The following is a 26,967-nucleotide window of genomic DNA, read 5'->3' as shown; positions in this document are numbered from 1 at the left end:
TTTGAAAAAAATTTGCAACATGAGTCGCCAAGACAACAGACTCATGTGATTTGTGTATGAAAAGATGAATCAGTCAGGGAGGAAAATCTGTTGCAAATCGTTCAGAAAACGTTTGCCGAGTTCAGTGGGCCTGATGAATGAAGAATCCATTGTCAAAAGCCCTTTTTTGCGAGCTTTTTCAAGTGGTTCAAGAATAAAGGACAGGGGCAATCCTGTCCGTTCGCAAAAGAGGGAAGCCGGAAAACCGCCTGTGAAGCGCAACGCATTTAACATAAACTCGAAGCCGACATCGGATGACTGAACGGTAAACTGCTCTTCAACTCTGGACTTGATTTCATCGCCTTCCATGTACAATTTCGGATTGCGATGACGCATCTGGCGAATGATTTCATCATTCACTGTCAGCTTGGAATGGGCAGCTGCCCCGATTCCCAGATAATCGCCAAAAAGCCAGTAATTTTTGTTATGCCAGCATTGATGCCCCGGTTTGGCATAAGCGGATACCTCATAATGCTCGAATCCTGCCAGAGCCGTCATTTCTTCAACCCTGTTTTGCATACGTTCAATCACATCCTCGTTCGGAAGAACCGGTGGACGTTTGGCAAAATAGGTATTAGGCTCGATTGTCAATTGATAAAGCGACAGGTGCTGTGTCTGGAATGACAGGGCTGTTGAAATATCCTGCTCGAGCTCCTCGAGTGTTTGTTCAGGCAACGCAATCATCAAATCCAGATTGACGTTATCGAAATATTTCATCGCAATGGCAATCGCATCCTTTGCTTCATCGCTGTCGTGAATTCTGCCCAGTTGATGCAAGTGTCGGGCATTGAAACTCTGAATGCCGATTGACAAGCGGTTAATGCCACTTTCCCGATAAGACTTGAACTTGCCCGATTCGAAAGTCCCCGGATTGGCTTCCATCGAAATCTCGGCATCCGGCAAAACAGGCAACAACGCCCGGATAGACGACAGAAGCCGATCAATCCCGTCTGCAGACATCAGACTGGGCGTACCACCACCGATAAAAATGGACGAGACAGGCCTTCCCCAGACAAGGGGTAATGACGCTTCCAGATCGGAGCGCAAGACATCCAGATATTCGGCTTCTGGCAGATTCGATCCCTTTTCATGCGAATAAAAATCGCAGTAAGGGCATTTCCTGACGCACCAGGGAAAGTGGATATAAAGAGAAAGAGGCGGCAAAGCTTCAAAATGAGGCTTGCCCACCTCACCTTTTTCCGTCCGTAACTGACTGTCCGGACGAATGGGAATCACGACAATTTCTCCATAAGCGCTCTTAACGCCTTGCCACGATGAGACAAACTGTTTTTCAATTCCGGAGGCAACTCGGCGGCTGTCTTCTTTAATTCCGGAATCCAGAAATGAGGGTCGTACCCGAAACCGTTTTCACCTTTTGGCACATCGATAATTTCACCAGGCCATTTACCGTCCGCTATTACCGGCTGGGGATCATCCGCCGAACGAACATAAACCAGAACACAATAAAAATTGGCTGCCTTGTTGGTATATGGAGCCAGATCAGCGACGAGTTTCTGATTGTTCCGAAGATCCGATTTAGGCTCCCCGGCGTAACGTGCGGAGAACACCCCCGGGCTTCCACCTAACGCATCCGCACACAAACCGGAATCATCTGCGAGTGCCGGTTTGCCGGTCAATCTTGAAACATGACGTGCCTTGTTCAATGCATTCTCAACGAATGAAAAGTACGGTTCATCCGCTTCGCTGACATTGAATTCCGACTGAGGTGATACAATGTAACCCGCCGGTTCCAGCATTTGTCTGAATTCCCGCAACTTGCCGGGATTGCCTGAAGCAATAATGATTTCTTTACTCATATCCGATTTCCGGCAAAGCTCAATCCGCTTCAAGCCCAAGCACTTTTTTCTGCATACCGATCAGTTCGGAAATGCCCTTTTCAGCCATGCCAAGCATGTCATTCAAGGTCTGTCGACTGAAAGCGCCCCCTTCTGCCGTACCCTGAATTTCAACGAATTCGCCTGCTTCTGTCATCACGACATTCATGTCCGTATCGCAGGTACTGTCTTCCTGATAATCCAGATCAAGCAGCGGCACGCCCTGATTGACGCCGACCGAAATAGCCGCGACAAAATGACGTAAAGGCACTTTATCAATCAGTCCTTCTTCCACCATCATGGAAAAGGCATCGTAAGCAGCGATCATGACACCACTGATCGAAGCGGTACGTGTGCCACCATCGGCCTGAATGACATCGCAATCGAGCTTCAACGTCCTCTCACCGAAAGCATCCAGATCGAAAGCGGCACGAATGGATCGTCCGATCAGTCGCTGGATTTCCTGAGTCCGCCCCGATTGACGCCCTCTGGCGGCTTCACGATCCATCCGCGTATGGGTAGAACGGGGCAACATGCCATATTCAGCTGTCAGCCAGCCACGTCCCCTGCCTCGCAAAAATGGAGGAACGGATTCTTCAATACTGGCGGTACAAATCACTTTTGTATCGCCGAATACGGTTAGAACGGAACCTTCCGCATATTTTGTGTAATTACGGATGAATTCGATAGAACGCATCGAATCGAGCGGACGGCCATTGGCACGGATGATCTGGGTATCTGACATATTCAAATTTTCTGGTAGTTGACGTATTTTTCAATAATGCCACTGAAAGCCGGGAATGGGAACCGGCGATATCCCTAAAAAGGGTTTCAAAAGACTTCAGGGAGGCAAGATTATCGTTTTTTGTAAAGCAGACGCATCGGTTTGAACAAGGCCTGCATATCGGTATTCCGGATAAAAGACAGATTATAGGGATGTTCCGAGATTACACATCGATATGACGATGCAAACGGCATGGCTATCAGTTTTTCAGCCATTTTTCCCCATAAAATGAGAACCGGTAATTCAGAAAGGTTTTCCCTGTTTTTGGCCAGCGCTTGCAGGACAGTCAGCATGAATGGTTGCCAGGCCTTTGTTTCTTTTGCAACCGCAACATGTGGCCGAAACACCAGAGCGGCATTCAGTAACAGGAAACCGTTGGCAATCATCGTTTCCTGCATTTCCGGCAAAGTCCGGATGAAAGGGGAAGCTTCCTGCCTCGCTATCGCCGAAATTTCTTTCATCGTATCCGAGCCGGTCTGATCAGGAGATATCATCCCGTCGGCAACGAGCAACATCTTGACGAAATTGCGCAGGGAAGTTGCACGATTGACCTGTTTTGACAAACCGCTATCCGACCAGATATCCCTGACCGCTGCGTCCATAAAACAATAGCCGGACGCACTGTCTTCTCTCGGATAAGGCCCTTCCCCAATCAACACGTAACGGACCGCATCCATTGGCTGGGAGAACGCAGCAAAGAGACGTCCCTGCGTCGGCAAAAACTCATCCTGGCACAGCTCGTGCAGATAATCTGGCGACTGCCTTGACATTGCCGTCAGACCTTCCGCCAGAACAGGCTGCCAGCTTGGATGAACCCGTTTTAAAGCCTCATTAATCAGATCAGGAAAATCATTCATGTTTATTTTTTCTTCGATTCCATACGAATGCGATCGATAACGGCCGCCCCGAACGCTCTTTCTCTCAACAAATGCAACTGATCACGTGTTTGCGCCGCTTTTTCAAATTCCAGATTTTTGGCGTAATCCTGCATCTGTTTTTCCAGTTTCTTGATTTCTTTACCAAGCTGCTTTTCGCTCATCACGTCATATTGAGCCTGATCATCCGCCACCTGCAATTCCTGCAAACTGTCCTGTGGATGGAAAACACCATCGATCAGATCCCGGATCTCCTTGATGATGCCTTCCGGAGTGATATTGTGTTCCTTGTTATAGGCCAGCTGTTTCGCGCGACGCCGTTCCGTTTCGTCAATTGCCTTTTTCATCGAATCCGTCATTTTATCCGCATACAAAATGGCCGTTCCGTTCAGATTCCGGGCCGCCCGACCAATAGTCTGGATCAGGCTGCGTTCTGAACGCAGAAAACCTTCCTTGTCCGCATCGAGGATCGCCACGAGCGACACTTCAGGAATATCCAGGCCTTCCCGAAGCAGGTTGATCCCGACCAGAACATCGAAGGTTCCCAAGCGCAAATCTCGCACGATTTCCACACGCTCGACCGTATCGATGTCACTGTGCAAATAACGGACACGCACACCGTTTTCGCTTAAAAAGTCCGTCAATTGTTCTGCCATACGCTTGGTAAGCGTCGTCACCAGAACACGCTCGCTCTTTTCAACCCGATCGTGAATTTCTGCCAGCAAATCGTCCACCTGTGTGCTGGCCGGTTTTACCTGAATGACCGGATCGACCAGACCAGTCGGACGAACCAGCTGCTCGACCACCTGTCCGGAATGAGTCAACTCATAATTGGCCGGGGTTGCCGACACGAAAACCGATTGCCGCATTTTGCCTTCGAATTCATCGAAACGCAAAGGCCGGTTATCGAGCGCAGAAGGCAACCTGAATCCGTAATCGACCAGATTGGTCTTGCGCGAGCGGTCACCGTTATACATCCCGTTCAATTGCCCGATCATGACATGCGACTCATCCAGAAACATCAGTGCATCCGACGGCAGATAATCGACCAGCGTCGGAGGCGGATCGCCCGGTTTCATACCGGTCAAATGACGGGAATAATTTTCGATCCCCTTGGTAAACCCCAGCTCATGCATCATTTCCAGATCGAAACGCGTCCGCTGCTCGATGCGTTGCTCTTCAATATACTTTCCATTTTCACGGAACCAGTCCTTGCGTTCGATGAGTTCTGCCTTGATTGTTTCAATGGCGCGCAAGACCGTTTCACGCGGCGTCACATAATGAGAACCCGGATAAATCGTGAAACGGGGTATTTTTTGCAACACCTTGCCGGTCAGGGGATCAAAAAAGTGCAGGCTTTCTATCTCGTCATCGAACATCTCGATCCGGAGCGCATAATCTGCATTTTCCGCCGGGAAGACGTCAATCGTATCTCCCCGAACCCTAAAGGTACCCCGGCTGAAATCGATGTCGTTCCGGCTGTATTGCATCTGCACCAGTCGAGCAATCACATCACGGTGAGGTATCCTGTCCCGCTCGCGCAGCGTCAGAATCATCTGGTGATACTCGTTCGGATTACCGATACCGTAAATCGCCGAGACCGTTGCAACAATCACGACATCACGACGTTCCATCAGCGACTTGGTACACGACAGGCGCATCTGTTCGATGTGCTCGTTGATCGCCGAATCTTTCTCGATAAACAGATCCCTTTGGGGAACGTAAGCTTCCGGCTGGTAATAATCGTAATAACTGACGAAATACTCGACGGCATTATTCGGGAAAAACTCCCTGAACTCACTGTACAACTGCGCCGCCAGCGTTTTATTGGGCGCAAAAACGATAGCCGGCCGGCCGAGGCGCGCAATCACATTGGCCATCGTATACGTCTTCCCCGACCCCGTTACGCCCAAAAGTGTCTGGAAAGACAAACCGTCTTCGATTCCTTCAACCAGTTTGTCGATTGCCTCCGGCTGGTCACCGGAAGGTGAAAACGGTTGGTATAACTGGAACGGGGAATTGTCAAAAGTGACAATTTTTCCTTCTTTCTTCGAAGAAACAGGCGATAAATGAGACATTGTGTTCGTACCTTTGATAAGATGTCGTTACATCAAAAAGCAAGTACAATATTGCTTATGAGGCACTGCATAATTTGCTTGTGTGCAATTTATATGCGGATTGCTTTTCGCATTGAATATTGAATGTTAACACGATGAACGAATCTATTCCGGAAACCATTTTTTCCGCCATTCCGATGGCGCCCCGCGATCCTATTTTAGGCATTACCGAAGCTTTCCACGCCGACCCCAATCCTCACAAAATCAATCTGGGTGTCGGCGTTTATTATGATGACAACGGTAAAGTGCCCCTTCTGAAATGTGTGCTGGAAGCGGAAAGGCAAATGACGGCTCAAGGCAGCCCGCATACTTATCTGCCGATCGATGGCCTGGCCATGTATGACAGTGCCGTGCAAAAACTGGTTTTCGGTGAAGATAATATCGCCCTGCAAGAAAAACGTGTTGCGACTGTTCAATCTATCGGCGGAACCGGGGCCCTGAAAATCGGCGCCGATTTCCTCAAACGTTTTTCATCGAATTCGCAGGTCTGGATCAGTGATCCAAGCTGGGAAAACCATCGTGCCCTTTTCGAAGCGGCCGGATTCAAGGTCAATACCTATCCTTACTATGATTCCGTCAATCGTGGCGTCGATTTCGCCGGCATGATCAGCACGCTCAAATCACTCCCGGCCCGCTCGGTGGTCGTCTTGCACGCCTGCTGTCACAATCCGACTGGCGCAGACCTGTCTGATGCACAGTGGGACGAAGTTATCGAAGTCGTTCAGGATAACAAACTGATCCCGTTTCTGGATATGGCCTATCAGGGTTTCTCCGAAGGCATCGATTCGGATGGCAAAATCGTCCGACGCTTTGCCCGACTGTATTCACCGGTTCTCGTCTCGAGTTCCTTTTCCAAATCGTTTTCCCTGTACGGAGAACGTGTTGGTGCCTTCTCCATCGTCACCGGAAATGCCGATGAAGCGGCCCGAACCTTGTCCCAGCTGAAAAGAATCATCCGGACCAATTATTCCAACCCTCCTATTTATGGTGCAAAAATTGTCGGAACGGTTTTGAATAATCCGGAACTGCACAAGATGTGGGAAAACGAACTGACCGGCATGCGTGTCCGAATTCACGAAATGCGTCACAAACTGGTTGACGAATTGAATGCCAAATCAAACGGTCAGGATTTCAGCTTCATCATCCATCAGAATGGCATGTTTTCCTACTCCGGCCTGACGCCTGAACAGGTGGAAAAACTGAGGAAAGATTATTCCGTCTACATCGTCAGTACAGGACGAATCTGCGTGGCGGCACTGAACTCCCATAATCTGGATTACGTTGCGAATGCCATAGCCAAAGTATTGTAAGTGCACGACCATTCTCACAAAACCGGCAAAATCCTGAAAATTTTGCCGGTTTTTTCTTTTCTGTCTGATCGTTTTCTGTTTTATCTTAAATCCACAGGAAACGAAACGATGTTTTCCATGTCTGACCAAACGTCGTGTCATGGAAGACAGATTTGTACACCAAGCCGGAAAACAAATCTCCTTCCTGAAGAATACCGTGCATTTGAAAACAATCCTTTCATAAAATGAGATAAGACAAAACAGAATTGCCTGTTTCATGAAAAATAGACAATCAATTCCTAATGGAGAACATCATGCGTACAAAATTAACTGCCTGTGCATTAATTGCAGCCATTGCCGTAACCGGCTGTGCCAACATGACTGAAAAACAGAAAACGACGACAACCGGTGCCGGAATTGGCGCCGTTGCGGGTGCCGCTATCGGTGCTCTGACGGGTCCTGGTGGCTGGGGTCGTGCTGCCGTAGGTGCCGCAATCGGTGGCCTGCTTGGTGGTGGTGGCGGCTATCTGTGGGGTAACCACATGGAGAAACAGAAACAGGAAATGCAGGCAGCTACACAAGGCACCGGCGTGGAAGTCGTCCAGACTGAAAACAACATGATCCGGGTCAGCATTCCAAGCGACGTTTCATTCGCTACCGGCAGTTCCACTCTCTCACCCCAGTTCAAGACCATCCTGAGAGATCTGGCCACCACCCTGAAAAACAACCCGTCCTCTTCCATCTTCGTGGTCGGTTATACGGATAATACGGGTTCCGACTCCGTCAACCTGCCTCTTTCAAGAAAACGCGCCATGAGCGTTATGGAATATCTGGTCAGCCAGGGTGTTGCCGCTAACCGCTTCACCGTGGAAGGCATGGGTTCGAAAGATCCGATCGCAAGCAATGCAACTGCTGAAGGACGCGCCCAGAACAGACGTGTCGAAATTTATGTAGGCCAGAAAAAATAAGCAGTTTTTATCTGGACTTCATCATAAAAAAATGCCGGTATGACCGGCATTTTTTTGCATGAAAATTAACGATACCCATCCGGATTCGTGCTCTGCCACTTCCAGTAATCGGCACACATCTGATCCAGATCGTATCTGGTTTTCCAACCCAGCAAAGACAATGCCATGGCAGGATCGGCATAATACAAGGGAACGTCCCCAGCTCTTCTTGGCGCAATTTTGTATGGGACTGGCTTTTTGCACGCCCTTTCGAAAGCATGCACCACATCCAGAACGCTATACCCTACTCCCGTGCCAAGATTGACAGTAAATCCCTTTTTATTCTCGAACAGATAATTCAGCGCATCGACATGCCCACGTGCCAGATCCATGACATGTATATAATCCCGGACACCCGTACCGTCCTTTGTTGGATAATCGTCTCCAAAAACAGCCAGTTCCTTCAATTTTCCAACCGCCACCTGGGCGACATACGGCATCAGATTATTGGGAATGCCATGCGGGTCTTCACCGATCAGGCCACTGGAATGGGCGCCGACCGGATTGAAATACCGGAGGATGGCGATCGACCATGAAGGATCGGAAACGGATAAATCACCCAGAATTTCTTCAATCATCAGTTTGGATCGCCCGTAAGGATTGGCCACAGACAGACGCGCCGTTTCAGGCACCGGTGAAAAGTCCGGATCACCGTAAACCGTCGCAGACGAGCTGAAAACAAAATGACGGACACCTGCGTCATTGGCAACTTCCAGCAGGGACAGGGTGCCACTCACGTTGTTATCGTAATACATCAGGGGTTTGGCAACCGATTCGCCGACTGCCTTCAATCCGGCAAAATGGATAATGGCATCGATGGAATGTTGCTGGAACACATTTTTCAGTCCAGCTTTGTCACGGACATCGACTTCATGAAACGCAATGGATTTACCCGTGATTTTTTCAACCCTGTTAAGCGATTCACGTGAACTGTTGCATAAATTATCGACAGCGACAACATCGAACCCCGCTTCAAGCAACTCCACGCAAGTGTGCGAACCGATATAGCCCGCCGCACCCGTTACCATGACGGTTCTGTTTTTATTATTCATATCTTTCTGCTGTTAATTAATGATCTTGTGCATGACAGACACCCGTCATCATCCTACCTTTTTATTGAAAACAGGTCATCCATCATTACCAAAAAACTCCTTTTACCCAGTCAAATTCATACGCTTTAAGTTCCTTTTGTCAAATCTCATTCCCGCTTAAGAACCAAGCTTCCCCATTTTCCTCAAAACTGTTTTATCTCTTGAATCGGGAAAAACATGAACCGACGAAATCTCATTAAATTCGTGCTGGCATTGGCCGTGATGTTCAGCCTGTCCGGATGGGTCCATGCACAAAACGCCCAGTCCCTGAAAAACAATTATCAGCGATTACAGGATAAGCTGAAGAACAACCAGTTTAACCAGCCGATCGTCATGGATTCGGAACAGACATCCAAATCCATTAGCGGCGACGTTTACAGTGTCATCAACTACCCCTTTTCCACTGTACGGACTGCGCTGGACACGCCGGAGGAATGGTGTGACGTGCTTTCATTGCATCTGAACGTCAAGTACTGCCGTGCCTTGAACAGCAATAAAATCGAGGTTTACGCAGGCACGAAAAAACCCCAACCCCTCTCGGACGCTTTTCACATGGAATACAACTTCAAGCCTGTCATCAACAATACCAATTACATGCAAATCGTTATGGATGCCAAATCCGGCCCGATGGGAACCTCTGACTATTACATGATGATGGAAGCCATTCCAATCCAGAACAACCAGACATTCATTCACGTCAAATATTCCTACCATTACGGCACAATGGCAAAACTGGCGACCAACCTGTATCTCGATACCGTCGGCAGCGGCAAGGAAGGATTTACCATTACCGGCAAAAAACCGGACGGAAAACCGAAATACGTATCCGGTATGAGAGGCGCAATCGAACGCAATACCATGCGTTACTATCTGGCTATCGAAGCTTATCTGGGTTCATTGTCTCTTCCACCTGCACAGCAACAGGAATATCGCCTGACAAACTGGTTTGCAGCGACCGAACGGTACCCGCAACTGTATGAAATCACCCGGCAGCAATATCTCAGCATGAAACGGGACGAGTTGAAACAAACGCCACCAAACAATTAATATCAGGAAAAAACGGGGTGACACCCAAAAAGTGCATCCCGTTTTTTTCCGATTCAATCCTTTTATTCCAGATTCTGTACCTGCTCCCGAATCTGTTCGATCAGCAATTTCAGATCCATTGACGCATTGGACAATTCCTTGATGGCCGCTTTCGAGCCCAGTGTATTGGCCTCCCGGTTCAGTTCCTGCAACATGAAATCCATGCGCTTGCCGACCAGACCGCCCTTTTCCAGAATATTCTTTGTTTCTTCAAGATGGATTTTCAGGCGTGCCAGTTCTTCCGCGACATCGATACGCATTCCATAAAGCGTCACTTCCTGACGGATACGCTCGGAGGCTTCCTGCTGTGTCTGGGATGCATTGGCATTATCGGCAATAGCCATTCCAAGCGCTTCCTGCATGCGTTCAACCGCTTTTTTCTGGAACTGGGCAACCAGTTGTGGAATCAGGGGTTCAATACGCGTAACGATTTCCTGCATGGCATGAACACGTTCCACCAGCGCTTTCGTCAAGGCAGCCCCCTCACGCTCGCGTTCGGATGTAAACGTTTTCAGCGTATCATCCATCGCCTGTTTTACCTGCTGCTGCAAGGTTTCCTGATCCGGTGCGACATCCTCGATCATGCCGGGCCATCGGAGCAGTTCATTGACCGACATGACATTCGCTTCAGATGACTGGTGACGGATTTCATGCTGGAGTTTTAACAGTTCCTTCAGCAGGGACTGGTTCAGGGTCAATGTGGACGCTTCCTGCGTGCTTCTGGCAAACGACAGGCGACATTCCACTTTTCCCCGTTTGACGTTAGCCATGATCGCCTCACGGAAGAATGGCTCGTAGGCACGGAACTCGTCGTTCATTCTGAACTGGAGATCCAGAAAACGGGAATTGACGCTCTTCAGTTCAATCGTCAGCGTTCCTGCCACCGTTTCCACTGAAGTCGTCGCATAAGCGGTCATGCTTCTTACAGCCATCCTGTTTCCTTTCATAAATCCGTCAATAAACTGCCCGTTACCTTAACATCAAAAAACGGAAAATGGTTTTAATTGGCGCAACGTGCAAGCATGTCGCAATCAATAAAAAACGGCACGCTTGTGCGTGCCGTTTTTGTACAACAAATTTTTCATGGCAGCCGTGCTGCCTGCCATTATTTGGCGCGGCTGCGATATTCACCGGTACGGGTATCGATTTCGATCTTGTCGCCCTGACCGACGAAAAGTGGAACCTGCACCGTGAAACCGGTAGCGATCTTGGCTGGTTTCATGACTTTTCCGGAAGACGTATCGCCCTTGACTGCCGGTTCGGTATAAGTGACTTCACGAATGACGGTATTAGGCAATTCAACGGAAATGGCTTTTTCGTTGTAGAAAACGACTTCGCAAGGCATACCGTCTTCAATGTAGTTCAAGGCATCGCCCATGTTTTCGGCTTCGACTTCATACTGATTGTAGTCGGCATCCATCAAAACGTAGAGAGGGTCGGCAAAGTAGGAGAAAGTGACTTCTTTTTTATCCAGAACGACGACGTCGAACTTGTCATCTGCACGATACACGGATTCCATATTCGTGCCGGAAAGCAGATTCTTCATCTTCATTTTGCAAACGGAGGAATTGCGACCGGATTTGGTATATTCGGATTTCAAAACCACCATCGGTTCATTGTTGACCATGACAACGTTGCCGGCGCGTACTTCTTGTGCTGTTTTCATAAATTTGTAAAAAAATAATTAAAAATCAAGGCTTCAGTTCTGTCTGCCGGTCATTTTCGAGCCGACTCTGAAAAAGCGCTACGTAAAAAAAGGCCTATTTTAACGCAAAGTATTGATAAATCGAAGCAAACGGCAAGCCAAATCGTCCTGAACTGTCAGTTTTTTGAACCAGTCCGTCGCATATTGGCTCCACTCCGGAGCGATTTCGCCCAGATTCAGGCGGTTTTCCGAAACGGTTTTTATATTTTCCCGGTCGTTCCACATAGCCCAGAAACGGCGGATATTATCTGCTGCATCCTTTGGCAAACCGGACAGATACATATCGAGAAATGCGTGCAATTTGACCATATGGGCCTCTTCATCCTGAGGATAAATGTGCCACACAAACGGTCTGGCCGCCCATTGGGCACGAACGAACGAATCTTCACCCCGAATGAAATTGAAATCGCACAACCATAACAGGCGGTCAAAATCGTCCTGTTCGATCATCGGCAAAATCTGAACCGTCAGATTATCTTTCTTGAAACGCGTCCCTGCTGCCGCTGCTTTTCCGATGAATGAACCGACCTGCTCTGTTGCAACCCCTTCCGGAATCAGGCATAACACATTTTTTTTATTCTCTGAAAGGCTTTTCAAAAGTGGGGTGACAGGTGCATCGGAATAAGAGAATATTGAAACGATCCATTGTTCAGGAGATGCTTTTACACCGAGTTTCGACAAAAAACGAATCGCATTTTGCCGGTCGACCTGAAAATTCTCACGCTCCGAAACAAGCTGTTTTTCACGGATCAATCCCCCCGTCCGTTCAGTGAAGCCCGGGAAATAAAAATATTTCGTCAAGGGTATCCATGATTGGGGCGAAGGCATCAAATGACTGTCTTCAACCCAGGATTCGGCAGAGAGGTATTCCAGATTGATCCAGACAGGCTGGGGTAAATTTTGAGCCATCTGGCGCACGTAGCTCTCTGGCAAGTGTGCGCCAAATCCTTCAATCACGACGTCGGGAATATCGCCCAGTGGCACGCGTGGAAAATCTTCCCGCCACAAACGGATATCCACACCGGAGACCGTTTGCCTGTCGAAATCGGAATCGACCTCTGGACTGATCCGTTTCAACACGGAAGGCTTGTCTATCCATAAGGTGACCCGACAGTTATGTTCATTGACAAGCTGGCGTGCCAGACGCCAGCAGACACCGGCATCGCCGAAATTATCGATCACTTCACAAAACAGATCGATTCGCAGCGACGATGCCATATTTCAATAAGAAAGAAAAAGTTAACGCTTAAATCGCCGATTGCAGCAACGGAAGCATCTGGCCGAAAATTCTCGGGCTGCCTGCCACGATATTGCCGGATTTCAGATAAGCAGCTTCACCGTCGAAATCAGCAACGATACCGCCTGCTTCCGAAACGATCAGGGAACCCGCTGCAATATCCCATATCTTCAGATTCTTTTCAAAATAACCGTCGTAACGGCCACAGGCCACATACGCCAGATCCAGCGCAGCCGAGCCCGGACGACGCAAGCCCTGTGAATTCAGGGTCATCACTTCGAACATCCTCAGGAATTCTTTCAGCGCCTTTTCATCTTTGTTACGGTTGGCAAAACCGGTGCCGAGCAATGCTTTTGAGAGGCGATCGGTCTTGCTGACGCGGATACGCTTGTTGTTCAGGAATGCACCACCACCCTTCGTGGCCGTAAACAGGTCGTTATGAACCGGATCATAAATAACGGCTTGTGTAATGACTCCCTTCTGTTGAAGGGCAATCGAAATACAGTACGCCGGGAACTGGTGAATGAAATTGGTCGTGCCATCCAGCGGATCGATGATCCAGACGTTTTCGCTTTCGTCATTCAGGTTGTTCGAACCACCCGATTCCTCAGCCAGAACGGCATGGGTCGGATAAGCCGATATCAGGACATCGATAATGGCCTCCTCAGCGGCTTTATCGACTTCAGTCACATAATCGTTTGGCGCTTTTTGTTCAACCTGAATCTGTTCGAGATCGAAGGACGCGCGATTGATAATCGTAGCGGCACGACGGGCGGCTCTGACCGCCGTGTTAAGCATTGGTTGCATAGTGCTTCCGTAAAAATGGCGACAACACGCATATCGGAAAATCCGGCGCGGTGTCATAATAAATAATTAAAAAACCGGTGGAACAAAGAACCTGACTTTATTGTAGTCGATTTGAATACTTTGTTTCCCAAAACCTGATATTGTAAATGAACCAGCGAAAAACCGACACATCCGTTTTTTCAACTTTGCGTTTTATATTGGTCGGAACCAGTCATCCCGGCAATGTGGGCGCTGCCGCCAGAGCCATCAAGACAATGGGATTTTCCCGGCTTGTTCTTGTCAAGCCCCGTTTTGGAGATGTCCTGAAACAGGAAGAAGCCATCGCATTTGCCAGTGGCGCACAGGATATACTTGAAAATGCCCTTATCGTCGAAACGCTGGAAGAAGCTCTTGAAGATTGCCACTTTGCGGCAGCCCTTTCCGCCCGGCTTCGGGAATTTTCTCCTCCAATTTTTACACCGAGACAATTTGCAGACAATATCTTCACAGGTGAACATGCCAATTGCGCTCTGGTATTCGGAAGCGAACGCTACGGCCTGTCCAACGAAGACGTGGAACAATGCCACGCCCTGATCAACATCCCAGCCAATCCGGATTACAGTTCCCTGAATCTGGCTCAGGCCATTCAGATACTGGCCTATGAATGCCGGATGGCCATACTGGACAAGGAAAATTTGCCCACACGGGACGAACACATCGGTTTTCACGGAGAGCCTGCTTCCGTCGATCAGATCAACAGGATGTTCATCCATCTCGAAACGGCACTGACGACTATCGGCTTCCTGAATCCGGACAACCCCAAAAAACTGATGCCACGTCTGCGACGCCTGTTTTCACGCTCCAGTCTGGAAACGGAAGAAGTCAATATATTGAGAGGGATTGCCCGGCAGATTGAGAAACAATCTACCGGCAAGAAATGAACGCCTGGTAAAAAATCTTATTGCCAGGTACGCAAAAGACCGACTACCAGCCCCTCGATCTGGAAGTTATCGGATTCCCTGTTGACCTTGATGGGCGCGAAATCGGGATTTTCGGAAATCAGTTCAACGGACTGCCCGACCTTTTTGAAACGCTTGACGGTCACATCGTCGCCCAGACGTGCCACGATAATCTGGCCATCCCGCGCTTTTTCCGTTTTCTTCACGGCGATCAGATCACCTTCCAGAATACCGATGTCGCGCATCGACAGGCCACGCACTTTCAGCAAATAGTCCGGCTTGTCAGTAAAGAGCGCCGGATCGAGCTGGTAATTCTTTTCAATATGTTCCTGCGCCAGAATCGGCGACCCGGCAGCGACACGCCCGACCAGCGGGACAGAATACTGGATCTGGTTTTCACGGGCGACAAAAGGCACGGCCACATCCGTCTGAACCAGACGAATGCCCCGTGAAATCCCGGGAACCATTTCGATGACGCCCTTGCGTGCCAGCGCCTGCAAGTGCTCTTCAGCGGCATTCACGGATTTGAAACCCAGTTCGGCCGCAATTTCGGCACGGGTGGGAGGAAACCCGGTCTGATCAATCGATCTGGCAATCAGATCCAGAATTTCCTGTTGACGGACAGTCAGCTTGATCATAGGCGCCTCACTTGAAAAAATCGGAAAACTGTATATTTTTATAGTCTGTTAATTTAACCAGTATTTCCGTTTTGAATCAATAACCCCCATCAAACATTGCGATTCTTTTACGCCACACCTTCAAGTCCTTAATTAACAACAGGATATTGCACTAAATCATTGTCCGAAGTAAAATAGCTGGTTTTCTTCTTCCTGCACCTGACTTGACGCCGGGGCAGGCAATTTTATTAATGTCCATAAGGAGCATACATGCGTCACTATGAAATCGTATTTATCGTTCATCCGGACCAGAGCGAACAGGTTCCGGCCATGATCGAACGTTACAAAAACAGCGTAACGACCCGCGGCGGCAAAATCCATCGCGTCGAAGACTGGGGCCGCCGTCAACTGGCTTACATGATCAACAAATTCGCCAAGGCTCACTACGTATTGATGAACATCGAATGCGACGGTGAAACACTGAACGAACTGGAAACCGCATTCAAATTCAACGATGCCATTTTGCGTCATCTGACCGTCAAAATGAAACATGCTGAAACCGGTCCTTCTCCAATGATGAAATCGGCTCAGAAAGAAGAAGCTCCAAAAGCAGCTGCTGAACAAGCTTCCGCCTGATTGATAACCGACAGGAGACCTGACTGAACCCTGAAAACCTTTTTCATCTGATTGCCAGACCGATAGAACGTGAATCGATCCGTTATACACCAGCTGGCATTCCTGTGATCTCCGCCAGACTCTGGCACCGTTCGCAGCAAATGGAATCGGGAACGAACCGGAACGTGGAATTCGAAATGCCAGCCATCGCTATCGGCGACATTTCAAAAGAATTCGAAAAACTGTCCTCCGATTCTTTCTATCTTTTCAAGGGATTCATGGCAACGAAAAGCGCCAAAAGCAGAAGTCTCGTGTTTCACATAACCGGCATTTCATCAATTGAATAGTCCAAACCTTTTACATACAGGAGCCTAAAATGGCATTTGGTAAAAAATTTGACAAGAACAAAAACAAAGATAAACGCAAACAGCAAAATCCTCTGTTCAAACGTAAAAAATTCTGCCGCTTCACCGCTGCAGGCGTAGAACAGATCGATTACAAAGATATCGATACCCTGAAAGATTTCATCCAGGAAAACTGCAAGATCATGCCAGCACGTCTGACAGGAACCAAGGCACATTACCAACGTCAGGTAGACACCGCCATCAAGCGCGCCCGTTTCCTGGCCCTGCTGCCATACACTTCCCTGCATTCCGCCTGATCGCTGACGGATAATCTAAAGAATACTGGAGAAAAACATGCAAGTTATTTTGATGGAAAAAGTCGGCAATCTCGGTAACCTTGGCGAAATCGTCAAAGTGAAAGACGGATATGCCCGCAATTATCTGATCCCGCAACGTATGGCCCGCCGTGCAACCCAGGCTGCCATCGAGGAATTCGAAGCAAAACGTGCCGAACTGGAAAAAGCCGCTGCTGAAAAACTGGCTGCCGCTGCCGCTCAGGGTGAAAAAATGGACGGCCTGACCGTTCAGATCCTGCAGAAATCCGGTGTTGACGGTCGTCTGTTCGGTTCCGTCACCAACTTCGACATCGCAGAAGCATTGACCAAACAGGGCTTTGACATTCACAAGGCTCAGGTTCGTCTGCCAGAAGGTCCATTCAAGACCGTTGGTGACTTCCCTGTTTCTATCGCCCTGCACTCCGACGTTGTTGTCGACATCACCGTTTCCGTTCTCGGCGAACACGTTTGATTCGAACTGCGCTCAATAAAAAATCCCGGACGATGTCCGGGATTTTTTTTGCCTCATTACCTGTTCAGTCCCTATTCAATATCACTGACCAGGACATCCCATTTTTTACAGTGAAAAGACATCATGAAAAAACGGCAGGCTCTTTGACAAGCCTGCCGTTTTACCTGAATAGAAACGCTTATTTTTTCTTCTTCATATGATGAACCAGAACAGGAATCTGACACAGGTTCAGCACTTTGGTCGTCACGCTACCCAACAAAAGTTGTCCCAGACCGGAACGGCCGTGGGAACCCATGAAGATCAAATCGCATGCCTGTTCGGTTGCTGCATCGGCAATCGCTGAACCGGCGGTATTGGAAAACAGGATCATGCTGGAGAATTTCACACCAGCCTTTTCAGCGGCTTCTTTCATCGGCTGGAGATATTCCATTCCGACCTTGCGCATCAGGGCGTCGTATTCTTCTTCGATCGGATAAGTCGGCGGAATGATTTCAACATAAACCGGATATTGATATTCAGGTGCGACATAGACACCGATCACTTCGGACTTGTTGTCGGCGGCAAAAGCGATACCTTCCAGTGCAGCGGCTGTGGAAGGATCCGAGCCGTCGGTTGGAATCATGATTTTATTGAACATAGCGATCTCCCCTGGGAACAACCAGCAGTTTTAATATATTTATCGGACTTTGACGCCTGTTTGACGCTATCGACAAAACAGCCCCTGATCCATAGACTAAATCAAGAGTCGGATTACATCAATTCTTCAAGTCGTATTTTTGTCACTTTTCCCATGACCGTCGACAGATTTTCCACTTTTTCTATCGCGGCATCCATATTTTTCTCCTGAGTCAGGTGAGTCAGGATAATGATGTCGACCAGCGTTTCGCCTTCCTGAGGTTCTTTCTGCAGGAATGCGTCGATGGAAATATTGAGATCGGCCAGAATACGGGTAATCTCGGCGAGAACACCCGGCTGATCCTTGACCTGCATGCGCAGATAATAACTTGTCGTCACTTCGGACATCGGCAGAACCGGTGTATTCTTCATCGCATCCGGCTGGAATGCCAGAGGCGGAACACGATGTTCCGGATTGACCGATTCCAGACGGGCGATATCGACCAGATCCGCAATCACGGCTGACGCCGTCGGTTCCGAACCGGCGCCCTTGCCGTAATACAGGGTAGCGCCAACTGCGTCACTGTTGACCAGCACCGCATTCATCGCGCCTTCCACATTGGCGATCAGGCGCTTCGCCGGAATCAGGGTCGGATGAACGCGCAATTCGATACCATCGGGCATCCGCTTGGTGATACCCAGCAATTTGATGCGATAACCGAGCTGTTCAGCATACTTGATATCAATCGCGTTGAGCTTGTTGATGCCTTCGACGTGCGCCTTGTTGAACTGGACGGGAATACCGAAAGCCAGAGCGGACATGATCGTGACCTTGTGAGCGGCGTCGTAGCCTTCAATATCGAAAGTCGGATCGGCTTCGGCGTAGCCGAGTGCCTGCGCTTCTTTCAGAACCGTATCGAAATCCAGTCCCTTCTCCCGCATTTCGGAGAGGATGAAATTGGTCGTACCGTTGATGATGCCGGCAATCCATTCGATACGATTGGCTGTCAGCCCTTCACGCAAGGCCTTGATGATCGGAATGCCACCGGCGACAGCGGCTTCGAAAGCGACGATGACTTTCTTTTCCTGAGCGGCCTGAAAAATTTCATTGCCGTGCAAGGCCAGCAAGGCCTTGTTGGCGGTAACGACATGCTTGCCATTGGCAATCGCCTTCAGGACAAAGTCTTTGGCAACGTCGTAGCCGCCGATCAGTTCAACGACAATATCGATATCCGGGTTGTTGACAACCAGATTACCGTCCGAAACGACTTCGCAATCGCCACCGACGATTTTCCGTGCCCGTTCGACATCACGGTCGGCAACCATGGCGACTTCAATACCACGACCCGCGCGACCCCGGATTTCTTTCTGGTTACGCTTCAATACATTGAACGTACCGGAACCGACGGTTCCCAATCCCAAAATTCCAACTTTTACAGGCTTCATATTTCCTTGATGAATAAATAAAGTCTTAAACGATTCTCAATTCTTTTTCTTTTTGAGGTTTTCCATATTTTCGCATTGCCAGTTCTTCCGTACCGTACTTCTTGCGATAAAAATCGAGGAAGCGCGCGATACGTTCGATGGCATGTGTCAGATCGTCCGAATTCGGCAGGAAGACGACACGGAAGTGATCCGGAGCCACCCAGTTGAAACCGGTACCCTGGACGATCAGAACCTTTTCCCGTTCCAGCAAATCGTAAGCGAACTGTTTGTCATCCTCGATCGGATAAATTTCCGGATCGAGTTTCGGGAACATGTACAGGGCGGCTTTCGCCTTGACACAGGTCACACCCGGAATATCGGTCAACAGCTTGTGCGACAGATCGCGCTGACGGGTCAGTCTGCCGTTCGGCGCGACCAGATCGTTGATACTCTGGTAACCGCCGAGTGCGGTCTGAATGGCGTATTGTCCCGGCACATTCGAGCACAGGCGCATCGACGAGAGCATATCCAGCCCGACAATATAATCCCTGGCATATTTCTTTTCACCGGACACGACCATCCAGCCTACGCGATAGCCACAGGAACGGTAATTCTTGGAGAGGCCGTTCATGGTGATGAAAAGAACATCGTTGGCAAGAGACGCCATCGACGTGTGCGTAACGCCGTCATACAGGCATTTGTCATAAATTTCGTCTGCAAAAACGATCAACTGGTGTTCACGGGCCAGATCGACGATCTTCTTCAACAACTCATCCGGATACAGGGCACCTGTCGGATTGTTCGGGTTGATGACGACGATTGCCTTGGTGTGCGGCGTGATTTTCGCCTCGATATCGGCGATATCGGGCATCCAGTCCTTTTCTTCATTGCACATGTAATGCACAGCCTTGCCACCGGCCAGATTCACGGCAGCGGTCCACAGCGGATAATCAGGCGTCGGAACCAGCACTTCGTCACCATTGTCCAGCAACGCGTGCATGGAAAGCATGATCAGTTCGGAAGCGCCATTGCCGATGTAAATATCGTCGATCGTGACGCCTTCAATGTTTTTCTGCTGCGTATACTGCATAATCGCCTTGCGTGAGGCGAACATCCCTTTCGAATCCGAGTATGGCGCGGCATTTTGCATGTTCTTGATCATGTCGCGGACAATTTCATCCGGTGGATCGAAACCGAACGCGCCGACATTGCCGATGTTCAGCTTGATGATCTTCTGTCCATCCGCTTCCATCTCCCGCGCTCTTTCGAGAACAGGTCCACGGATGTCGTAACATACATTTGCCAACTTCTTCGATTTGTTAATTAGGTGCATTGTGTGCTCCCGGAGTTCGTTTAAGGATGGTGCCCTTTTCAGCCAGGACAATATATCATTCTGACCAATACTTCAGCGGGAATCAAGAGTGATGCCGCCAAATAGTAAAGCCTATCACTTTATGAGGAATTAGGTAAGAAAAAAATCGTTTGGTTCGCTTTTTGCCAAATTTCATAGCCCGCTTTCACTAATGACAGTAACATTCGCATCATATGAATATCGAACCCGAAAACACCGGCGCTTCCCAGACCGTTACCGCCGTTACCGATGAAACCATTACGATTAATGGCACCGGCTACACACACAGCCTGATTGTCATGCCGGACATGTTGCCCGTCTTATGGCCCATTCACTCATTCGACGAACTGACACTGCCAGATCTGATTGAACTGGAACAATACAAACCGGACATCATTGTACTGGGAACAGGACGGAAAACCCGCTTTTTAAGGCAGGAAGAAACTTTCCTGCTACTTGAAAAAGGCATCCTGATCGAATGCATGAACAACCGTGCTGCCTGTGGGGCGTACAACCTGATCGTGGCAGAAGACCGACATGCCCTTCTCGCCCTCATTATGGAAGAGATGGAAGAGATAAAACAGTAAAAAAAGGTTACACTGTCGTCGTAGCGTTTTTTTGACCGCATATGGCTTTTCCCGCCATAAAAAACATAAAAGAAAGCAAAAAAAATGTCAGAAGAAACCGTTCAGCTTGACCAGATCATCCCCGACTTCACCGCAGAAGCTACTGTCAAGCCATTCAAACTGTCGGATTACAAGGGTAAAAACCTCATCATCTATTTCTACCCCAAAGACAATACACCCGGCTGTACAGCCGAAAGTATCGATTTTCGCGAATACTATCCTGAATTTCAGAAGGCCAATACCGAAATCGTCGGCCTCTCGCGGGACAGTATGCGTTCGCATGAAAACTTCGCGAAAAAATTCGATTTGCCTTTTCCCCTGATTTCAGATCCTGAGGAAACCGTCTGCAACCGCTTTAACGTGATGAAAACCAAGATCCGTTACGGCAAGCCGGGCCGTGGTATCGAACGCAGCACTTTCCTGATCGACCGGAACGGCAAACTGGTGAAAGAATGGCGCGGCGTCAAGGTAGCCGGCCATATTGAGGAAATTCTCGAAGCAGCCCGGCAATTGAACAAATAAACGTTCTTTTATAAACGGACAAAGCAGTGGGACTTTTAAAGCAGTAAATTATTTCAAACCGGACCGGACTCATCGGTTAAAGCTGCTGGATCATTTGAATACCCATAACGAAACGAGGTTCTGATGCCATTACCGAAAATGCCAACCAAGCCTGCGGATACCATAACGCAAAAAGACATGGCAGCCACCAAACTGCCAGCCAACGCCACACCCAAAGCAAAGAAAAAACCCGCAACAAAAACGGCAGTAACGGCCAAGCCGGAAACAACGACAGCCAAAGCATCGACATCCGCTGCCAAAGCGGCACCGAAAAATGGACAAAAAACGGCACAGCCTGTTTCAAAGGCAAAACTGCCTCCGCGCCCACCCCGCAAAAAACTGGTTGAAACGACGAAACAGTCGCCTCTGTCCCGTGCCGCCAGCCAATCCGGCGAAACAAAACTGTTCGTACTGGATACGAACGTCCTGATGCATGACCCGACCTGCCTCTTCCGTTTCGAGGAACACGATATCTACCTCCCGATGATCACGCTGGAAGAACTGGACAACCACAAGCGCGGCATGTCTGACGTCGCCCGAAACGTCCGGCAGGTAACCCGTACACTGGACCAGCTTGTTGCCGACGTCGACGAAACGGAACTGATGGAAAAAGGCATTCCCCTAAACAAGCTTGGCAACAAGGAAGCACAGGGGCACCTTTATTTCCAGACCAAAGTGGAAGCGGCGCCACTGCCGAAAGATCTGGCTTCCGACAAGGCCGACAACCAGATTCTCGGCGTCATGATGGGGCTTGTGGCAACGCATCCCACCCGTGCCATCGTTATGGTCTCCAAAGACATCAACATGCGCATCAAGGCTCGCGCACTGGGATTGTCTTCCGAAGACTATTTCAACGATCAGGTTCTGGAAGATTCCGACCTGCTCTATCCGGGTACCCTGCAACTGCCGGCGGACTTCTGGGAAAAACACGGCAAGAATATCGAAACCTGGCACGAAAACGACCACCATGGCGTCAGCCAGACTTTTTACCGCATCAGCGGCCCGCTCGTTCCTTCCATGGTCGTCAACCAGTTCGTCTATATGGAGCCACAGGACGGCGAAACACCCTTTCAGGCACAGGTAAAGGAGCTCAACGGAAAAACGGCCGTGCTGGAAACGCTGCACGACTACATGCACAGCAAAAACAATGTCTGGGGCATTACCGCACGTAACCGGGAACAGAATTTTGCCTTCAATATCCTGTTGAATCCGGATATCGACATCGTTACGCTCGTCGGTCAGGCCGGTACCGGCAAAACCCTCCTGGCACTGGCAGCCGGGCTGGCTCAGGTACTGGAAACGAAACGCTATAACGAAGTCATCGTCACCCGTGTCACCATCCCGGTCGGCGAAGACATCGGCTTTTTGCCCGGCACCGAAGAAGAAAAGATGTCACCCTGGATGGGCGCACTGGACGACAACCTTGAAGTCCTCTCCAAATCCGACCAGAGTGAAGGCGGTGAATGGGGTCGTGCCACGACTCAGGAACTCATCCGTTCACGCATTTCGGTCAAATCCCTGAACTTCATGCGGGGCCGTACCTTCGTCAACAAGTTCCTGATCATCGATGAAGCGCAGAACCTGACGCCGAAACAGATGAAAACCCTGATTACCCGTGCAGGCCCGGGAACCAAAATCGTCTGTCTGGGCAACATCGCGCAGATCGACACGCCTTACCTGACGGAAGGTTCCAGCGGCCTGACCTACGTCGTCGACCGTTTCCGTGGATGGGAACACGGCGGCCACGTCATGCTGGCCCGTGGCGAACGTTCACGACTGGCTGACTACGCCACAGACGTTCTTTAACTGGCAAGAGCAATAAAAAAACCGGGCTTTTGCCCGGTTTTTTTGTGGAAAGAATAAAGGACTTTTAATCCTGAATCCGTTTTTCGAATTCCAGCTTGCCGTCTTTTTCGTCGACGACAATGACATCTTTCGGACCATAATAGCCTTCCAGAATGTACTTGGAAATCGGGTTTTCGATCTGGTTCTGGATCGCCCTCTTCAAAGGACGGGCACCGAACAGGGGATCGAAACCGGCTTCCGCGATCTTGTGCAGTGCCTTTTCCGAAACGTCCAGAGACATTTCCATTTTTTCCAGACGCTTGTTCAGCAATTCCAGCTGGATCTTCGCAATCGCGCCGATGTTCTTTTCATCCAGAGCGTGGAAAACGACGATTTCGTCCACACGGTTGATGAATTCCGGACGGAAATGCTTGCGCACTTCATCCATCACGGCGACCTTGACCAGATCCTGTTCACTGCCGGTCATCGACTGGATCAGGTGCGAACCAAGGTTCGAGGTCATGACGATCACGGTATTCTTGAAGTCCACCGTGCGTCCCTGACCATCGGTCATCCGGCCGTCGTCCAGTACCTGCAACAGCACGTTGAACACGTCCGGATGCGCTTTTTCGATTTCATCGAGCAGGATAACGCTATACGGTTTGCGGCGAACAGCCTCTGTCAGATAACCGCCCTCCTCGTAACCGACATATCCCGGAGGCGCACCGATCAGGCGGGCAACCGAGTGTTTTTCCATGAATTCACTCATGTCGATCCGGATCATCGCGTCTTCGGTATCGAAGAGGAACGAAGCCAGTGCCTTGCACAATTCGGTCTTACCGACACCGGTCGGCCCAAGGAACATGAATGAACCGTATGGCCTGTTCGGATCGGACAGCCCGGCACGCGAACGGCGGATTGCCTCGGAAACCGCCACAATCGCTTCATGCTGGCCGACCACCCGTTTATGCAGGTAATCTTCCATATGCAAGAGCTTGTCGCGTTCACCCTGCATCATCTTGGAAACCGGAATACCGGTTGCACGGGAGACGACTTCCGCAATCTCTTCGGCATCCACATGGGTACGCAACAGTTTCGGATGATCCGTTTCCAGTTTTGTTTCCTTCTGGTCGTCGGCAGCCAGCGCTTTTTCCAGCTCAGGCAGTTTGCCGTACATCAGCTCGGACATCTTCTGGAAATCGCCGCGCCGTTTGGCTTCATCCATTTCAAGGCGGACTTTTTCGATTTCTTCCTTGATATGCTTGGACCCTTCGACGCCCGCTTTTTCCGCTTTCAGGATTTCATCGTAATCGGCGTATTCTTTTTCCAGCTTGTTGATCTCTTCCTCGATCAGGGCCAGACGTTTCAAAGACGCCTCATCCGTTTCTTTCTTGACCGCTTCGCGTTCGATCTTCAGCTGGATAATACGGCGATCGAGCTTATCCATGACTTCCGGTTTGGAATCGATTTCCATCTTGATGCGTGAAGCCGCCTCGTCAATCAGATCGATTGCCTTGTCCGGCAGAAAACGGTCGGTAATGTACCGCTGCGACAATTCGGCCGCCGCAATAATCGCCGGATCGGTAATTTCGACACCGTGATGCAGTTCATATTTTTCCTGCAAGCCACGCAAAATAGCAATGGTGTCTTCAACCGTCGGTTCATCGACCATGATTTTCTGGAACCGGCGTTCAAGAGCGGCATCCTTTTCGATGTATTTCCGGTATTCATCCAGCGTCGTCGCGCCCACGCAATGCAGTTCACCGCGAGCCAGCGCCGGTTTCAGCATATTGCCTGCATCCATCGCACCTTCAGCCTTGCCCGCACCGACCATCGTATGGATTTCGTCGATGAAAACGATATCCTGGCCTTCGTCTTTCGCCAGTTCGTTCAAAACGGCTTTCAGGCGTTCCTCGAATTCCCCGCGAAATTTCGCACCCGCCAGCAAGGCAGCCATATCGAGTGCCAGCACCCGTTTGCCTTTCAGGCTTTCAGGCACTTCATCGTTCACGATACGCTGGGCCAGCCCTTCGACAATCGCCGTTTTACCGACCCCCGGTTCCCCGATCAGTACCGGATTGTTTTTCGTCCGGCGCTGTAAAACCTGAATGGCGCGACGGATTTCGTCGTCACGGCCTATCACCGGATCGAGTTTGCCCTGACGGGCCCGTTCGGTCAGGTCGAGCGTATATTTTTTCAGCGCTTCCCGTTGGCCTTCCGCATCGGCGGAATTGACGTTGGTGTCACCGCGAACGGCCTTGATCGCCGCTTCCAGTGCGCTGCGCGACAAACCGCTTTCGCGCGCCAGACGGCCCGCTTCGGATTTGTCGTCCAGAAGAGCCAGCAAAATCATTTCACTGGCAATGAACTGGTCGTTGCGTTTTTGCGCTTCCTTGTCGGCCAGATTCAGCACGTTCATCAGTTCACGCCCGATCTGGACATCGCCACCCGTTCCGGATACTTTCGGCAAACGGTCAACGGCCGAATTCAGCGAACTGGCCAGCTTGTTGACGTTCACGCCCGCCCGTTGCAACAGGGATTTGGCGCTACCGTCGTCCTGCCGCAGCAGGGCAGAAACCAGATGAACAGGATCGACATACTGGTTATCGTTTCCGACAGCCATACTATGTGCATCTGCAATGGCTTCCTGTAATTTTGTAGTCAACTTGTCTTGACGCATTGCAACCTCCCAATATCTAACATTCTTTTAATATTGGGATCAGCATACCTCATTTCAAGCTTTTTTTTATTGCGAAATAAGGAAAGTGAAACGATATTTTCAAAAAAATTCCTGATTACAGTGTTGACAGGTAACGATATGCGGCAAACCCGGCAATACACATCAGGATGGAACCGGCCACATGCAGCAGAATCTGGACGCTGGCCCAGAGATATTCGCCACGTTGGAGCATCAATACCGTTTCTGCCGAGAACGTCGAAAAGGTCGTCAGCCCCCCCAGAAAACCGGTAATGATAAACAGTCGCCATTCCGGACTCAGGTTGTTGTGCCAGAAAAAGAAGGATGTCGCCATGCCGATGATGAAACCACCGACCAGATTGGCGACCAGCGTACCCAGTGGAATGTGCTGGTGTATGTTATTCATCCACATTCCCAGACACCATCTTGACCACGCGCCTATCGCAGCGCCCAGACCTACCGCAAGCCAGCTCATTTTTTTACTTTCCTTTTTTTCAATTCATCAAAGCATTTACACGCTCTCAAACAACAGGAGACTCCGTAATGAAGGCAACAGGCGGGGAAAAACAAAAACGCCGATACCTTCACTGTCGAAGTGAAGCATATCAGGCGTCATCATCCACAAAAAACGTGGCGGTTGGAAAAGGTGGATCACCATCACCTTGAAAGAGAAAGCATATCCTTTAATTTTGTAACATGCAAGACCGTTACAA

Annotated in this window: 27 protein-coding genes and 1 riboswitch; of the genes, 11 read left to right on the top strand and 16 right to left on the bottom strand. The window is 49.6% G+C overall.

The features are described 5' to 3' along the window. Nucleotides 1-69: 69 nt before the first annotated feature. From hemW to uvrB, 5 genes are all read right to left on the bottom strand, one after another. On the bottom strand, nt 70-1,275 hold the full coding sequence (gene hemW, locus BRW83_RS05330; protein WP_005880916.1) for a radical SAM family heme chaperone HemW: 1,206 nt from the start codon (nt 1,273-1,275) through the stop codon (nt 70-72). Continuing rightward, nucleotides 1,272-1,856 carry an RdgB/HAM1 family non-canonical purine NTP pyrophosphatase gene (rdgB, locus tag BRW83_RS05325; RefSeq protein ID WP_005880917.1) on the bottom strand — a complete coding sequence of 195 codons (585 nt, stop codon included), beginning with the start codon at nt 1,854-1,856 and terminating at the stop codon, nt 1,272-1,274. The genes hemW and rdgB overlap by 4 nt, the downstream gene beginning before the upstream one ends. A 19-nt stretch (nt 1,857-1,875) precedes the next feature. After that, on the bottom strand, nt 1,876-2,619 hold the full coding sequence (gene rph / locus BRW83_RS05320; RefSeq protein WP_005880918.1) for a ribonuclease PH: 744 nt from the start codon (nt 2,617-2,619) through the stop codon (nt 1,876-1,878). A 110-nt stretch (nt 2,620-2,729) separates the two neighbouring features. Next, nucleotides 2,730-3,515: a uracil-DNA glycosylase family protein gene (locus BRW83_RS05315; protein ID WP_005880919.1), complete on the bottom strand. Its 786-nt coding sequence runs from the start codon at nt 3,513-3,515 to the stop codon at nt 2,730-2,732. Nucleotides 3,516-3,517: 2 nt separating this feature from the next. Next, on the bottom strand, nt 3,518-5,611 hold the full coding sequence (uvrB, locus tag BRW83_RS05310; RefSeq protein WP_005880920.1) for an excinuclease ABC subunit UvrB: 2,094 nt from the start codon (nt 5,609-5,611) through the stop codon (nt 3,518-3,520). A 134-nt stretch (nt 5,612-5,745) separates the two neighbouring features. On the opposite strand from uvrB, the gene BRW83_RS05305 reads away from it, so the two are divergent. Further along, entirely contained in the window at nt 5,746-6,960 is a 1,215-nt protein-coding gene (locus BRW83_RS05305; RefSeq protein ID WP_005880921.1) for an amino acid aminotransferase, read from the top strand. A 293-nt stretch (nt 6,961-7,253) separates the two neighbouring features. Then, nucleotides 7,254-7,907, top strand: a complete 654-nt coding sequence (locus BRW83_RS05295) for a YiaD family glycine zipper/OmpA-like lipoprotein (RefSeq protein ID WP_005880924.1) — start codon at nt 7,254-7,256, stop codon at nt 7,905-7,907. A 65-nt stretch (nt 7,908-7,972) separates the two neighbouring features. Here BRW83_RS05295 and galE read toward each other — a convergent pair whose 3' ends face one another. Then, entirely contained in the window at nt 7,973-8,998 is a 1,026-nt protein-coding gene (gene galE / locus BRW83_RS05290; protein WP_005880925.1) for a UDP-glucose 4-epimerase GalE, read from the bottom strand. A 216-nt stretch (nt 8,999-9,214) separates the two neighbouring features. Here galE and BRW83_RS05285 point away from each other — a divergent pair, with 216 nt between their 5' ends. Beyond that, nucleotides 9,215-10,084, top strand: a complete 870-nt coding sequence (locus tag BRW83_RS05285; protein WP_005880926.1) for a hypothetical protein — start codon at nt 9,215-9,217, stop codon at nt 10,082-10,084. Between the two features lie 62 nt (nt 10,085-10,146). Here BRW83_RS05285 and BRW83_RS05280 read toward each other — a convergent pair whose 3' ends face one another. The 4 genes from BRW83_RS05280 to BRW83_RS05265 all read right to left on the bottom strand — a co-directional run bounded on the left by BRW83_RS05280 (nt 10,147) and on the right by BRW83_RS05265 (nt 13,863). Further along, complete coding sequence (locus BRW83_RS05280; RefSeq protein ID WP_036602987.1) at nt 10,147-11,055, bottom strand: YicC/YloC family endoribonuclease; 909 nt, start codon at nt 11,053-11,055, stop codon at nt 10,147-10,149. Nucleotides 11,056-11,228: 173 nt separating this feature from the next. After that, entirely contained in the window at nt 11,229-11,789 is a 561-nt protein-coding gene (gene efp, locus BRW83_RS05275) for an elongation factor P (RefSeq protein WP_005880928.1), read from the bottom strand. 99 nt (nt 11,790-11,888) lie between these two features. Next, the gene (gene earP / locus BRW83_RS05270) at nt 11,889-13,046 is read right to left on the bottom strand and encodes an elongation factor P maturation arginine rhamnosyltransferase EarP (RefSeq protein WP_005880929.1); all 1,158 of its coding nucleotides are present in this window, start codon (nt 13,044-13,046) and stop codon (nt 11,889-11,891) included. 28 nt (nt 13,047-13,074) lie between these two features. Continuing rightward, nucleotides 13,075-13,863, bottom strand: coding sequence for an inositol monophosphatase family protein (locus BRW83_RS05265; RefSeq protein WP_005880931.1), 789 nt, complete (start codon nt 13,861-13,863; stop codon nt 13,075-13,077). A gap of 155 nt (nt 13,864-14,018) precedes the next feature. Between BRW83_RS05265 and BRW83_RS05260 the strand changes: the two genes are divergently transcribed. Continuing rightward, on the top strand, nt 14,019-14,792 hold the full coding sequence (locus BRW83_RS05260) for an RNA methyltransferase (protein ID WP_005880933.1): 774 nt from the start codon (nt 14,019-14,021) through the stop codon (nt 14,790-14,792). A gap of 17 nt (nt 14,793-14,809) precedes the next feature. On the opposite strand, the gene lexA is transcribed toward BRW83_RS05260, so the two are convergent. Further along, on the bottom strand, nt 14,810-15,448 hold the full coding sequence (lexA, locus tag BRW83_RS05255) for a transcriptional repressor LexA (protein WP_005880934.1): 639 nt from the start codon (nt 15,446-15,448) through the stop codon (nt 14,810-14,812). A 249-nt stretch (nt 15,449-15,697) separates the two neighbouring features. Between lexA and rpsF the strand changes: the two genes are divergently transcribed. Genes rpsF through rplI form a run of 4 tightly spaced genes read left to right on the top strand, consistent with a single transcriptional unit; the run spans nt 15,698 to nt 17,193 of the window. Next, nucleotides 15,698-16,063, top strand: coding sequence for a 30S ribosomal protein S6 (rpsF, locus tag BRW83_RS05250; RefSeq protein WP_005880935.1), 366 nt, complete (start codon nt 15,698-15,700; stop codon nt 16,061-16,063). Between the two features lie 23 nt (nt 16,064-16,086). Then, the gene (gene priB, locus BRW83_RS05245; RefSeq protein ID WP_005880936.1) at nt 16,087-16,389 is read left to right on the top strand and encodes a primosomal replication protein N; all 303 of its coding nucleotides are present in this window, start codon (nt 16,087-16,089) and stop codon (nt 16,387-16,389) included. A gap of 29 nt (nt 16,390-16,418) precedes the next feature. Continuing rightward, nucleotides 16,419-16,703: a 30S ribosomal protein S18 gene (gene rpsR, locus BRW83_RS05240; RefSeq protein WP_005880937.1), complete on the top strand. Its 285-nt coding sequence runs from the start codon at nt 16,419-16,421 to the stop codon at nt 16,701-16,703. Nucleotides 16,704-16,740: 37 nt separating this feature from the next. Continuing rightward, nucleotides 16,741-17,193 (top strand): 50S ribosomal protein L9, encoded by a 453-nt coding sequence (gene rplI, locus BRW83_RS05235; protein WP_005880938.1) that lies wholly within the window; start codon nt 16,741-16,743, stop codon nt 17,191-17,193. Nucleotides 17,194-17,371: 178 nt separating this feature from the next. Here the strand turns inward: rplI and BRW83_RS05230 are convergent, their stop codons facing one another. From BRW83_RS05230 to BRW83_RS05220, 3 genes are all read right to left on the bottom strand, one after another. Beyond that, nucleotides 17,372-17,830 (bottom strand): universal stress protein, encoded by a 459-nt coding sequence (locus BRW83_RS05230; RefSeq protein WP_005880939.1) that lies wholly within the window; start codon nt 17,828-17,830, stop codon nt 17,372-17,374. A 113-nt stretch (nt 17,831-17,943) separates the two neighbouring features. Further along, nucleotides 17,944-19,254, bottom strand: a complete 1,311-nt coding sequence (locus BRW83_RS05225; protein WP_005880940.1) for a homoserine dehydrogenase — start codon at nt 19,252-19,254, stop codon at nt 17,944-17,946. Nucleotides 19,255-19,279: 25 nt separating this feature from the next. Further along, entirely contained in the window at nt 19,280-20,566 is a 1,287-nt protein-coding gene (locus tag BRW83_RS05220) for a pyridoxal phosphate-dependent aminotransferase (protein ID WP_231284495.1), read from the bottom strand. Nucleotides 20,567-20,778: 212 nt separating this feature from the next. On the opposite strand from BRW83_RS05220, the gene BRW83_RS05215 reads away from it, so the two are divergent. The 3 genes from BRW83_RS05215 (at nt 20,779) to BRW83_RS05205 (ending at nt 23,577) form a co-directional block, all read left to right on the top strand. Next, complete coding sequence (locus BRW83_RS05215; RefSeq protein WP_005880943.1) at nt 20,779-21,171, top strand: Mth938-like domain-containing protein; 393 nt, start codon at nt 20,779-20,781, stop codon at nt 21,169-21,171. A gap of 84 nt (nt 21,172-21,255) precedes the next feature. After that, entirely contained in the window at nt 21,256-21,732 is a 477-nt protein-coding gene (locus tag BRW83_RS05210; RefSeq protein WP_005880945.1) for a peroxiredoxin, read from the top strand. Between the two features lie 123 nt (nt 21,733-21,855). Beyond that, complete coding sequence (locus BRW83_RS05205; RefSeq protein WP_005880947.1) at nt 21,856-23,577, top strand: PhoH family protein; 1,722 nt, start codon at nt 21,856-21,858, stop codon at nt 23,575-23,577. A 64-nt stretch (nt 23,578-23,641) separates the two neighbouring features. Here the strand turns inward: BRW83_RS05205 and clpB are convergent, their stop codons facing one another. Then, nucleotides 23,642-26,236, bottom strand: a complete 2,595-nt coding sequence (clpB, locus tag BRW83_RS05200) for an ATP-dependent chaperone ClpB (protein ID WP_005880949.1) — start codon at nt 26,234-26,236, stop codon at nt 23,642-23,644. Between the two features lie 115 nt (nt 26,237-26,351). Beyond that, nucleotides 26,352-26,729, bottom strand: a complete 378-nt coding sequence (gene crcB, locus BRW83_RS05195) for a fluoride efflux transporter CrcB (RefSeq protein ID WP_005880952.1) — start codon at nt 26,727-26,729, stop codon at nt 26,352-26,354. Between the two features lie 124 nt (nt 26,730-26,853). Beyond that, nucleotides 26,854-26,925, bottom strand: a riboswitch (Fluoride riboswitch). Between the last annotated feature and the right edge of the window lie 42 nt (nt 26,926-26,967).

The organism is Oxalobacter formigenes, from assembly GCF_002127965.1.
GTDB classification, from domain to species: domain Bacteria; phylum Pseudomonadota; class Gammaproteobacteria; order Burkholderiales; family Burkholderiaceae_D; genus Oxalobacter; species Oxalobacter formigenes.
The sequence above is the reverse complement of the archived record's forward strand: the minus strand, read 5'-3'. Positions and strand labels throughout refer to the sequence as shown.